The sequence below is a fragment of the Bradyrhizobium sp. Leo170 genome, from assembly GCF_004296405.1.
Lineage (GTDB): Bacteria > Pseudomonadota > Alphaproteobacteria > Rhizobiales > Xanthobacteraceae > Bradyrhizobium.
Genome location: NZ_PSRR01000278.1, coordinates 1 through 11,535 on the forward strand (window position 1 = coordinate 1; position 11,535 = coordinate 11,535).

Here is an 11,535-nt window from a genome sequence, read left to right on the forward strand (position 1 = left end):
CGAGGCTGCCGGCGGCCACGCCACCCTGATCCGTGCCTCCGAGGAGGTGCGGCGTGCCGTCGACGTGTTCCATCCGCAGCCCCGCGGGCTCGCCGATCTCAGCGAGCGTGTCCGCCAGAGCTTTGACCCCAGGAACATCCTCAACCGCGGCCGGCTGACGCGGGGGACTGCATCATGAAGACCGAATTCTCGCTCGCCCAACTCGCCGATCCCGATATTGCCGAGGCCGACAAGATCCTGCGCGCCTGTGTCCATTGCGGCTTCTGCACCGCGACCTGTCCGACCTATGTGCTGCTCGGCGACGAGCTCGATAGTCCGCGCGGCCGCATCTACCTGATCAAGGAGATGCTGGAAAAGGACAAGCCGCCGACGGCGGAGGTGGTCAAGCATATCGACCGCTGCCTCTCTTGCCTCGCCTGCATGACCACCTGTCCGTCCGGCGTGCATTACATGCACCTCGTCGACCAGGCCCGGGTCAGGATCGAGCGGGACTATCAGAGGCCGTTCACCGAGCGGCTGCTGCGTTCCGTGCTCGGCTTCGTGCTGCCGCGACCCGGCGCCTTCCGCACCAGCATGGTGCTGGCCCGCTTGGCCCGGCCGTTCGCGGCACTGTTGCCGACGCCGAGGGCTGACGCCACTCCAGGCATGCTCCGGCGAATCAAGGCGATGCTGGCGCTGGCGCCATCCCACCTGCCGCCGGCGGGTCCGTCGGCGGGAAGTGTGTTCCCGGCGGTTGGGACACGGCGGGGACGGGTCGCGCTGTTGCAGGGCTGCGCCCAGCAGGTGCTGGCTCCGCGTATCAACAAGGCCGCCATCAACGTGCTGACCCGCCACGGGGTCGAGGTGGTGCTGGTCAAGGATGAGCAATGCTGCGGCGCGTTGACCCATCACCTCGGGCAGGACGGCGATGCGCTCGCCCGCGCCCGCGCCAACGTCACGGCATGGCGGAATGAGGCGGAACAGCGCGGCCTCGACGCCGTCCTGGTGACCACGTCAGGCTGCGGCACCGTGATCAAGGACTATGGTTTCATGCTGCGCGAGGACCGCGAATTCGCTGCTCCCGCCGCAAAGGTCTCCGCGCTGACAAAGGACATCACCGAATATCTGGCCGGCATCGAGCTCGATCCGCCACGCCTCGAAGACGAGATCACCATCGCCTATCACTCTGCTTGTTCGCTGCAGCACGGGCAGAAAATCACAGGCCTTCCGAAAGAATTGCTTTCCAAGAATGGATTCGTGGTGAAAGATGTGCCGGAGAGCCATTTGTGTTGCGGTTCGGCGGGGACCTACAACATTCTCCAGCCCGACATTGCGATGAGGTTGCGCGATCGGAAGCTCGCCAACCTCGCGACAATCAAGCCGGACATGATTGCTGCGGGCAATATTGGCTGCATGGTTCAGATTGCCGGCGGTACGTCAGTTCCTGTGGTGCACACGATTGAGCTTCTCGATTGGGCGACAGGAGGTCCTCGGCCAGGGGTAAATTGATCGATTGCCTATCGCGCATGAACCGGACCCGGGGGCCGTGTTGGGGCGACGTGGGTAGCGGTTTTCTCCACGACAGGCGCACGCGTTTGCGCGGAGGCCATGCGCGACAAAGGACGGGGCGGGAGGTGCTTCGAACAAGCAGGATCCCGATCCGGGCAAGCGGACTATTCGAAGCGCTCGATAGACTGAATCAGCGGCAACAGGAGGATCACGATGGCTAAAGCGAAGAAGGGTAAGAAGGGGAAAAAGGCCAAGAAGGCTAAGAAGGCGGTAGCGGCCAAGAAGAAGTCCGCGAAGAAGGTCGCCAAGAAAACCGCGAAGAAATCTGCCAAGAAGGCTGCCAAGAAATCCGCGAAGAAGTCGGCAAAGAAGGCCGTGAAAAAAGTCGCCAAGAAGGCCGCGCCGAAGAAGGCCGCCAAGAAGAGCGCGGCAAAGAAGGCTGCAGCTCCCAAGCCGGCGGCACCGGTCGCTGCCCCCACTCCCGCGCCGGAGCCCGAACTCGGTCCGAGCTGGGCTACCCCCAGCCCTTCGGAGAGGTCGGAAGGCTCGGAGGACTCCTCTAGTCCTTCCTGACGCCACCAGGCAGCACCTGACGCGAGAGCCGCAGCCTTTCACCGCTGCGGCTCTTTCGCTTTCCGGAGCACTGATTGTGGGGCGACACGGCTCGATGATTCGGCGGCGCTTGGACTCGGACCGTTGCAGCCGAGACTCACTCCGCCACGTAGGAGAGGTGCGGATTTACTTCACAAGGCACGGAAGTCGGTAAAGTTGTTGTGAGATTGCAACACTCGCCAACAACCTCTCTCAAAAAGGACAGAACGCCTAAAAAGTCGGCACATGCTCGTCTTTTTTGCTTCAACACAAGGGGCATCGCGTTCCAGATTGCCTGCGGAATTTGGTCGCAGTCGAAGATCGCTCGCCCCGGGGGGCCGGAGGAGCTGGACTGTTTTCTTGAACGTGTGGGGATTCTTATGAAGAAACTGGCTTTGTTAGCAACGGCGCTGGCAATGTTCTCGAGCTCGGCAATGGCTGCCGACATGGCGGTGAAGGCCGTCAAGGCGCCGCCGCCGCCCGCGTTCGAGCCCTGGGATTTCGCCTTCGGCGCTGCGCTGATGAGCGACTACGTGTTCCGCGGCATCACCCAGTCCAACCACAAGCCCTCGGTGGCCGCCTATTTCGAGCCGCGCTACAACGTGACCAAGGACCTCCAGCTCTATATCGGCGCCGCCGGCGAGAGCATCTCCTTCGCGAACCGCGCCGCGGCCGAGATCGACATCTACGGCGGTATCCGCCCGACCTTCGGCATCTTCGCCTTCGACTTCGGTGTCTGGGGTTACCTGTATCCGGGCGGGCAGTGCTTCGGTTCGCAGTACACCCTGCTGCAGGGAAATTGCGGCAACGACCTCGACTATTCGCAGGGCGCGCTGGGCCTGCCGATCAATGGCAACTTCGCCAAGAGGGACGCGAGCTTCTACGAAGGCTACGCCAAGCTCAACATTGCCATCAACGACCAGTGGGCGGTGGGCTTCAACGAATACTACTCGCCGAACTTCCTGAACCTCGGCGCCTGGGGCAACTACGCCTCGATCACCGCCAAGTGGATCGCGCCGAGCACCACCTTTGGCTCGACCGGTATCGGTATGTATGTTTCCGGTGAGTTCGGCCGTCAGTGGCTTGGAAAGTCTGACGTGTTCTACGGGATTGCCGGCGATCCCCTGTATGCGAACGGTATCCAGGAGCCCAGCTACAACACCTGGAACATCGGCATCGGCTTCACCTACAAGGTGTTCACGCTGGATCTACGCTACTCCGACACCGACATGTCGAGGGGTGATTGCAACGCCTTCACCAGCGACCACACCGCCAAGTTCGACGGCAGCTTCACGCCGATCAATCCCGGTGGCTTCGGCTCGAACTGGTGCGGCGCAGCCGGTATTGCCAAGCTCTCGGCGGACCTGACCGCGATCTCGAACCTGAAGTAAGTTCCACACACGTGGATCAGAGGGCGGCGGAGCGATCCGCCGCCCTTTTCATTGTGTGCCGAGTATGAACGACAGCTTGGAGGTGGAAGTCCTCTATCCAGCCTGATGACGGCGAAGGATTAGCGCCGTAGCCCGGGTGGAGCGCCAGCGTAACCCGGGACCGCCGGTAGACGCTGATGCAGGTGTCCAGGGTTGCGCGTTCCGCTCCACCCGGGCTACGCACGACGTGCGTATCCCGCTTTAAGACGACGCGGCGACTTTGGCGGTATCGCGCAACCCGAACCGGTCGCCATCGCGGACCAGCGCGATCTTGCGCTGATGGAATTCCTCCAGCGTCGAGCGGTGGCCGATCGAGACGATCGTGGTGGCGGGCAATTCCTCCATCAGCAAACGATAGAGGGCAGCTTCCGAAGGCTCGTCGAGCGAGGCCGTCGCCTCGTCGAGGAACAGGTAGTCGGGCGCATGCAAGAGCGCGCGCGCCAGCCCCAGGCGCTGCTGCTCGCCGAGCGACAGCATCCTGTTCCAGTGTCCCTCTTCTTCCAGCCGTGAAGCAAGCTGCGGCAGGCCGATCTGGGCGAGCACTTCTCTGATCCTGTCGGCGCTGAACTTCTCGGCTTCGGCGGGATAGACGATCGCCGCGTGCAGCGAGCCGATCGGGAAATAGGGCCTTTGCGGCAGCATCATCAGCGAGGCGTGCTCGGGAATGATGATCGAGCCGCTGCCGAACGGCCAGATGCCGGCGACCGCCCGGAACAGCGTCGACTTGCCCGCGCCGGACGGCCCGGTGACCAGCGTGCGTTCGCCGGGCCGAAGCTTGAGCCCGGTCGCCGCGACCAGCGGCGCGCCATTGGGCAGTTTCACGAGAAGCTCTTGCAGCGCGATTGCATCGCTCGCCGCAGGCGCCGCTTTGACCGCGTCGGGGTCGGTAGCGAGCCTTCCCGCCTCCGCAATCGATCGCTCGAAGCCATCGAGACGGGCAACCACCGCGCGCCATTCCGCCATGGTGCGATAGACCGATATGAAGAACGACAGCGCATCCTGCACCTTGCCGAACGCTTCCATGATCTGCATCACGGTTCCGAGCTGGATCTTGCTGGCGAAATAGGCCGGCGCGGACAGGATGACGGGAAACACCACCGCGGCCTGCGAGTAGCTCTGCGTGAACGCTGTCAGCCGCTTGGTCCGGCTCATGATGCCGTACCAGTTGGAGACCACGTGGCTGAAGCGTGTCGATAGCTGCTCGCATTCGGCGCGATCGCCCTTGAGCAGCGCGATCTGTTCGGAGTTCTCGCGAACCCGCACCAGGTTGAAACGGAAATCGGCTTCCAGCCGCTGCTGATCGAAATCGAGTCGCACCAGCGGCGAGCCGATCCACTGCGTCAAGGCCGTGCCGAAGATGGCGTAGACCAGCGCCCCCCACACCAGATAGCCGGGGAACGACACGTCGCTGCCGAACAGATGCAACGGCGCCGCCGCAGACAGGCCCCAGAGAATTACGACGAAGGATGCCAGCGTCACGATCGAGCTCAACAGCCCGATACCGAGCCCCAGCGTCTGACTAACGAACATCTTGATGTCGTCGCTGATGCGCTGGTCCGGGTTGTCGGCGGCATCGCCGTGAAGCTGCATGCGGTAGTGGTTGGCATCGTGCAGCCATTCGCCGAGATATTTGCTCGTCATCCAGCGGCGCCAGCGGATCTGAAGCCACTGGTTGAGATAGAGCTGATAGATCGACAGCACGGTGAGGACCGCGGCCAGCACGCAGAACACGATGAGCTCGCGGACGAAGCCGTCCCAGTCCCGCTCCTGCAGCGCGTTGTAGAAACGATTGCGCCACTGGTTCAGCAGCACATCGTTGGCGACCAGCGCCAGCTCGATCGCGATGACCGCGGCAAGCAGGCCGCGGCCGGCCCATTTGTCTTCGGAGTTGAAATAAGGCGCTGCAATGCGCCACACCGTCGCGAGCGTCGAACGAATGTTGTTCACAGATTAGCGTCTCCGGGGGACCGCCTACAAAGGCTTGAAAAAACGGGACAATCAGGGAACCTTCAGACTAAAGTCGTGGGTTCCTCGGTCAGCGTCCACTTGTCGCAGCATGATAGTTAACCCTAGCATGGCAGCGCGACGCGGGGCGGCGGACTTTCTGATTTCGCGAGGTTGTGAGCGTTTCGGCTGTGCCGACTCGATTGCGCCCGGTGCGCCGCGTCCATGCCCGCGGCGAGCCGACGCAAGCCGCCGGCGGGAAGCCGCCACCGGGAACCTTGGGGAGGAACAACAAAAATGTGGAACCAAATCTACAACCCGCTCGGCAACGCCGCGCTGTCGACGATCGCAGCCGCCGTTCCCGTGGTCACGCTGCTGGTCCTGATCGCCAGCGGCAGAGTGAAGGCGCATGTCGCCGCCATCATCGCCGTGATCGTGACCAACCTGATCACGATCTTCATCTTCACCATGCCCGTGAACATGTCGGTCCGCGCCACTTTGCTCGGGGTGGTGACCGGCTTCTTCCCGATCGGCTGGATCGTGCTGAACGTCATCTTCCTCTACCAGATCACGGTGGCGACCGGGAAATTCGAGCTCCTGAAGCGCGCGGTCGGCGGCGTCACCGAGGACCGGCGCTTGCAACTGCTCCTGATCGCGTTTGCCTTCGGCGCGTTCTTCGAAGGCGCCTCCGGTTTCGGCACGCCGGTTGCGATCACGGGCGCGATCCTGATCGGGCTCGGCTTCTCGCCGCTTGCGGCTTCCGGCCTGTCGCTGATCGCTAATACCGCGCCGGTCGCCTATGGCGCGCTGGGCACGCCGATTCTGGGTCTCGCCTCCGTCACCGGGCTTGACCCTTACGTGCTTGGCGCGATGGTCGGACGGCAATTGCCGCTGTTCTCGCTGATCGTGCCGTTCTGGGTGGTGTGCGCGTTCGCCGGCTGGCGGGGCATGAAGGATGTCTGGCCGGCGATCCTGGTCACCGGCGTCTCCTTCGCGGTCCCGCAATTCGTGATCTCGAACTTCATCAATCCCTGGATCGTCGACATCGGCGCCTCGCTGATCTCGATGGGCTGCCTGATCCTGTTCCTGCGCGTCTGGCAGCCGCGGCAGCTCTGGCTGTCGCCGGCGCTGCGCGGCCACGATGAATCGGCCGCGACCATGGCGGCGCCGAAGGCGCTGGACAAGACGCCGCTCACGCAAGGCGAATTGTGGAGCGCGCTTCTGCCGTGGATCATCGTCTGCATCCTGATGCTGATCTGGGGCAACGGCGCGTTCAAGGCCTGGGCGAACGCCAATTTCGTCTGGAACTATCCGGTGCCCGAGCTCGACAAGCTCATCAACAAGGTGCCGCCGATTGTCGCCAAGCCGACGCCGGAAGGCGCCGTGTTCAGCTTCACCTGGCTGTCCTTCACCGGCACGGGCATGCTGATCGCGGCGATCATCTCGGGTCTCTTGATGGGCTTCTCGCCGATGAAACTGATCACCGCATATGGCCGCACCATCCGCCTGTGCGCGATCTCGCTGATCACGATCTCGGCGATGCTCGCGATCGGCACGCTGACGCGGCTGTCCGGTGTCGACGCCACGCTCGGCCTGGCCTTCGCCGCAACCGGCGTGCTCTATCCCTTCTTCGGCACGCTGCTCGGCTGGTTGGGCGTCGCGCTGACCGGATCGGACACCGCCTCCAACGTGCTGTTCGGCAACCTGCAGAGGATCACGTCGGAGCAATTGGGCTTGTCGCCGATCCTGATGGCCGCCGCCAACTCCTCCGGCGGCGTCATGGGCAAGATGATCGACGCACAATCGATCGTGGTCGCCTCGACCGCGACCAACTGGTACGGCCATGAAGGCTCGATCCTGCGCTACGTGTTCCTGCACTCGATCGTGCTGGCCTGCCTCGTCGGCCTGTTCGTGACGCTGCAGGCCTATGTCTACCCGTTCACGGAGATGGTCCTGAAGTAGTCGCTCCGGCTCGTAGCCCGGGTGAAGCGCCAGCGTAATCCGGGTGCGCTCGTAGACACTGACACGGATATCCCGGGTTGCGCGTTCCGCTCCACCCGGGCTACGAACTCGTCTCCGCATGGCCGGCTTGGCCATCGTCAGATGCGTCCAATAGAAGAGCGCATCGCTGATCTCAGAGAGAGTTCATGGTTCCACGGAATTGCACCAGAACAGCCGTCGCCCTGGCGCTGCTCGCGACCGCGGTTGCGGCAGGTCCGGTGCGCGCCGAGGAGGAGTTTCCCTTCGGCTTCGAAATATCGCTCGATGCCGCGCGCATGCCCGGCTCCAAGCGCATCCCTTCGCTCGAGATCGGCGACAATGGCGAGGTGGTGCTGGAACTCTGGTGCAAGGGCGGCAAGGGCCAGTTCTCGGTGGCCGGCAACACCATCATCTTCGTTCCCGGCGCGATGGAAACCCGCAACTGCCCGCCCGACCGGGTGCAGGCCGACGACGATCTGCTTGCGGCGCTCGGTGACGTCGCGACCTGGCGCCGTCAGGGTGACCTCGTCACCTTGACCGGCTCGAAGACGCTGCGCTTCCGGCTCAACACGAATTAGTTTTAGGGCGCCGCAATCAATCCGTTGGCGGTGGCAACGATCCAGCGGTTACCCCAGCGCACGATGGTTTCGACACGCCCGAGCCCGGGAATCGTGTCGCCGCGCGCGGCCATCCGAATGCCGTCGGGCCCGTCGAGAACAGCGGTTCCGTCCCGGACATCGACAACCGTCCAGCCCGATATGGTGGTCGGTCTCGTTTCCGGTGCCGGCGCCAAAGGTGGCCTCGCCATCGCCGCGCCGGAGGGAGCAGCATTTGCCTGGGAGGCGAACGGGTTTGAGGCGCGCGCGGCCAGGTGAGTGCTCGCGGGTAAAGGCTTGGGAATGCTTCCTACGACCACGGGCGCCGCTGTCTGCAGATCTGACGTGGATGTTGTTTTTTGGTGCCTTCGATCTTGCCGCTTGGTCTTGCCTCAGCGGTTCGAGGCGAAGACGTGACTTTCTGGGCAGCCGGGCTGAGCCCGATCGTGCTTGCGAACTCGGGCCAATTCAGACCGCCGGCCCATCCCAACCCAAAGGCTGCCACCAGTGCCATCGCGGGCAGCGCAATGGTGCGCGCCCAATCGCGGTGTGGCCCTCGCACGACCAGAACGTCATCGCGATTTTGGTTCAAGAAATCCGACAGGCGCGCCGGCTGCTCCGGCACCTCGTCGTCGCCACATTCCCCGACCGGGTGTTTCCAAGGGTACTCGGCTCGTGGACTTGCATGGCGTGACCCACGTTCGGCTAAGCGATGATGTTCCCGGAAATTGAATCGAACCTTAACGATCAACCGAATGAACTGCGTCGCGATGCCGCCCCGATCGCGCCCAAGGCAGCCGGCCATCCCCCAAATGGAGCTGCCAAAATTCCATGTCAGGCTGCTGAGCCAACGGCTATCAACCTGCAGGGCTCTCCGTATTGTGATTAGACAGGTGCGAATTTTGGGGCGGACATGCGCGCGCAGTGGGAAAGTCGGTTGGCAGGCACGGAAATCTGCTGGTTCGCCCCGATAATTGTTGCCCGCACCTGACAGCCGGAATCGAAATCTCTGACGTGGGCATGCGACGTGATGATTGTTCAGTCATCCTGTCTCAACCACCTCGCACCGATGGAGAGATCGTCATGGCTGTGAACCTCGTCTCTGTTGTCATGCAATGTCTGACTCCTGACCTGATCGCCAGGATCGCGTCCTCTCTGGGGCTTGATCGAGACATCGTGCAAAAGGCGATAGGAGGTGGCGTCCCCGCGCTGCTTTCGAGCTTGGCCGAGGTGGCCTCCACCCCCGGTGGCGCCCGTCAGTTGTCCAGCGCATTGTCGCAGCAGCAGCCCGGAGCGCTTGAAAGCCTGAAGAATGCGATGGCAGGTCCTGGCCAGGCGGCGCTCGCGGAGAGCGGATCGGCCACGCTGGCCGGCCTGTTTGGCGGCCGGGCGCTGGAAACGGTATCTGAGGCCATCGCCAAATTCGCAGGGATCGGCGAGGGCTCCGCCAAGTTGCTGACCGGCATGCTTGGTCCTGTCGTCCTCGGGGCGTTGGGGCAGCATCAACGCAGCGTCGGTATGGAGGCAAGCCGGCTGACATCGCTCCTCGCCTCGCAAAAGGACCAGATCGCTGCGGCGCTTCCATCGGGTCTCGCCGATCAACTGAGCGCTGCCGGTCTCATCGACAGGGCGGGGGAGAGCGTGCGCAGCGGAGCTTCGGCGGCCGCGAGCCGCGTCGCCGGGGCGTCTACACGCTACACGCCAAGCAACGCGATGTCGCAGTGGCCCTATTGGCTGGCTGGCCTTGTCGTGCTCGGCGGTCTCGTCTGGTACGCAGTCCAACGCCCGGGTGAACAGACTGTCGCCGAGCAACCCGCGGCAACGCGCCCCGCAACCGGGACCGTGGGCGTGGCACCCGCGAATTTGACCGTCGACGGGGTGAACTTGGCCAGCCAGGTCGATTCGTCCGTCAACACCTTGAAGTCCGCGCTATCAGGCGTGACAGACGTGGCTACCGCTCAAGCGGCTCTGCCCAAGATCAACGAGGCGACAGCGCAGTTGAACGATGTCAGCGCGCGAGCTGGCAAGCTTCCCCCGGAAGGACGAAGCGCACTCGCCAAACTGATCGTCGTGGTGACGCCTTCGATCTACCAGATGTGCGACAAGGTGATGGCGATGCCCGGTGTTGGGCCCGTCGCGAAGCCCGCGATTGATGATGTTCGCGCAAGGCTTGACTCGCTCGCGCGGGTCTGAGCTGTGCGCACGGCAAGCTGGCCTACTTCCAGGCCGACTTGTCGGCGTCCCAGCGCTGGCCTTGAATTCCTTCGCCAGCGCCTCGATCGAGCCGTTGTCGTCGGGCGGCTCGCCGCCTTCCTCGTCGCCGACGGAGTCTTCCGAGAGGTTCAGCTTTGGGCCTGGGCCTTCGTCGGCGGTGGTGACCACCGGGCTCGAGACCCACAGCATCAGCCTGTCCGACGCGCCGGGCTTGTCCGAGGACACCAGCGCCGAGATCTCGATGGTCTCGGTGAGGCCGAGCGCGGGATAGACCTGGCTCGGACGCTTGAAGGTCAATTTCAGCTTGCCGGTGTTGGCGTTCCATGACGCCCCCGACGGCTTTGCCGCCAGCGTCTTGCTGAGCACGCCCGATATCGCTGATGCAATCTTGTCCCTGTTGATCTTGTCGCCGCTGAGCCAGTCGGCGGCGGCGAAGCGGATTGTGCGGTCCATCTCGACGCTGCCCGTGGTCCAGCCGGCCGCGACCACGCCCGGCGTCGCCTTGGCCTTGGCGACGAGGGCCGGGGCCTGTTCCGGATCGACGGTAAGGTTGATGGTCTGCTCGCCGGCGCGCAGCGCGTCGCAGGTGATGGCGAGGCTCGAGAGACCGACCTCGACGGCCTGGCCCTTAAGGCTCTTCAGGAAGTCCAGCGCCGCGTCGAGCTTGACGCGCACGCCGACGGATTCGGGAGAAACTTCGGTAAAGTCCTTCGGTGCCGGCGTGATGCCGTCATCGGTGGTCTGGCTCTCCTGAAATTCCCGTTCCGAAAGGTCGGTATTGTCGGAGGAGGCCACTTCCGTCACCGCCTGGCCGATCGTGATCTGGCCGCGGAATTCGAAACTGTCGCCGGTCGGCTTGCGCACGAGCTTCACCGTGACGGGCGATTTGTCATTCAGGCTCTGCGTCGAGCCGCTCAGGTTCTGGCCGTTGACCGCGAGGTTGACGACGAAACGGTCCTTGCGGTCGGAACCTTTTTCCGCGGGGTAGCAGACGTCGAGCACCGCCGCGCTAACGTTCTTGCCCTGGCGGGTTTCCTTCAGCACCGCGTCGGCATTGCCCTCCATCAAGCCGTCGATCGCGGTGAAATAGCGCGTTTCGGTGGTGCCCGGCGCCGTCTTGGACGGCAGCTTCATCTGGGCAAGAGCGAGATCAGAAGAGGCCGTGATGAGGCCCAACAGGCAGAGCAGGAGCACGCGCATAGGAAAATCCTCGGCGATAGAATCAGCGACGTCGTAACTACCAAACCTCGATCCTAGATCATGATCCGATTAGACGAAATCGGATCATGATC

At 63.5% G+C, this 11,535-nt stretch carries 8 protein-coding genes and 2 pseudogenes; 6 read left to right on the top strand and 4 right to left on the bottom strand.

Going from position 1 to position 11,535, the window contains the following annotated elements:
* Both CWO89_RS48295 and glcF read left to right on the top strand, forming a co-directional pair.
* Positions 1-178, top strand: a pseudogene (locus CWO89_RS48295) (2-hydroxy-acid oxidase); the annotation flags it as partial.
* Positions 175-1,488, top strand: a complete 1,314-nt coding sequence (gene glcF / locus CWO89_RS32750) for a glycolate oxidase subunit GlcF (RefSeq protein WP_130582626.1) — start codon at positions 175-177, stop codon at positions 1,486-1,488. The pseudogene CWO89_RS48295 and the gene glcF, both read left to right, overlap by 4 nt.
* A gap of 164 nt (positions 1,489-1,652) precedes the next feature.
* Here the strand turns inward: glcF and CWO89_RS46260 are convergent, their stop codons facing one another.
* Entirely contained in the window at positions 1,653-1,967 is a 315-nt protein-coding gene (locus tag CWO89_RS46260; RefSeq protein WP_207234622.1) for a hypothetical protein, read from the bottom strand.
* Between the two features lie 492 nt (positions 1,968-2,459).
* Here CWO89_RS46260 and CWO89_RS32760 point away from each other — a divergent pair, with 492 nt between their 5' ends.
* Positions 2,460-3,470, top strand: a complete 1,011-nt coding sequence (locus CWO89_RS32760) for a TorF family putative porin (RefSeq protein ID WP_130582628.1) — start codon at positions 2,460-2,462, stop codon at positions 3,468-3,470.
* A gap of 240 nt (positions 3,471-3,710) precedes the next feature.
* Here CWO89_RS32760 and CWO89_RS32765 read toward each other — a convergent pair whose 3' ends face one another.
* The gene (locus CWO89_RS32765) at positions 3,711-5,456 is read right to left on the bottom strand and encodes an ABC transporter ATP-binding protein/permease (RefSeq protein WP_130582629.1); all 1,746 of its coding nucleotides are present in this window, start codon (positions 5,454-5,456) and stop codon (positions 3,711-3,713) included.
* A gap of 294 nt (positions 5,457-5,750) precedes the next feature.
* Between CWO89_RS32765 and CWO89_RS32770 the strand changes: the two genes are divergently transcribed.
* A complete protein-coding gene (locus tag CWO89_RS32770) occupies positions 5,751-7,415 on the top strand; it encodes an L-lactate permease (RefSeq protein ID WP_130582630.1) in 1,665 nt (554 codons plus the stop codon).
* A 185-nt stretch (positions 7,416-7,600) separates the two neighbouring features.
* Entirely contained in the window at positions 7,601-8,011 is a 411-nt protein-coding gene (locus CWO89_RS32775) for an META domain-containing protein (RefSeq protein WP_130582631.1), read from the top strand.
* Between the two features lie 2 nt (positions 8,012-8,013).
* Here CWO89_RS32775 and CWO89_RS32780 read toward each other — a convergent pair whose 3' ends face one another.
* Entirely contained in the window at positions 8,014-8,241 is a 228-nt protein-coding gene (locus tag CWO89_RS32780) for a hypothetical protein (RefSeq protein ID WP_130582632.1), read from the bottom strand.
* A gap of 898 nt (positions 8,242-9,139) precedes the next feature.
* On the opposite strand from CWO89_RS32780, the gene CWO89_RS32785 reads away from it, so the two are divergent.
* Positions 9,140-10,222 (top strand): DUF937 domain-containing protein, encoded by a 1,083-nt coding sequence (locus CWO89_RS32785; RefSeq protein ID WP_245476688.1) that lies wholly within the window; start codon positions 9,140-9,142, stop codon positions 10,220-10,222.
* A 22-nt stretch (positions 10,223-10,244) separates the two neighbouring features.
* Here CWO89_RS32785 and CWO89_RS32790 read toward each other — a convergent pair.
* Positions 10,245-11,443 (bottom strand): annotated as a pseudogene (locus CWO89_RS32790) (hypothetical protein).
* Positions 11,444-11,535: the final 92 nt, after the last annotated feature.

Coding starts and splice junctions, on each gene's coding strand:
- glcF (WP_130582626.1), top strand. CDS start 175: ATGAAGACCGAATTCTCGCTCGCCCAACTCGCCGATCCCGATATTGCC.
- CWO89_RS32760 (WP_130582628.1), top strand. CDS start 2,460: ATGAAGAAACTGGCTTTGTTAGCAACGGCGCTGGCAATGTTCTCGAGC.
- CWO89_RS32770 (WP_130582630.1), top strand. CDS start 5,751: ATGTGGAACCAAATCTACAACCCGCTCGGCAACGCCGCGCTGTCGACG.
- CWO89_RS32775 (WP_130582631.1), top strand. CDS start 7,601: ATGGTTCCACGGAATTGCACCAGAACAGCCGTCGCCCTGGCGCTGCTC.
- CWO89_RS32780 (WP_130582632.1), bottom strand. CDS start 8,241: ATGGCGAGGCCACCTTTGGCGCCGGCACCGGAAACGAGACCGACCACC.
- CWO89_RS32785 (WP_245476688.1), top strand. CDS start 9,140: ATGCAATGTCTGACTCCTGACCTGATCGCCAGGATCGCGTCCTCTCTG.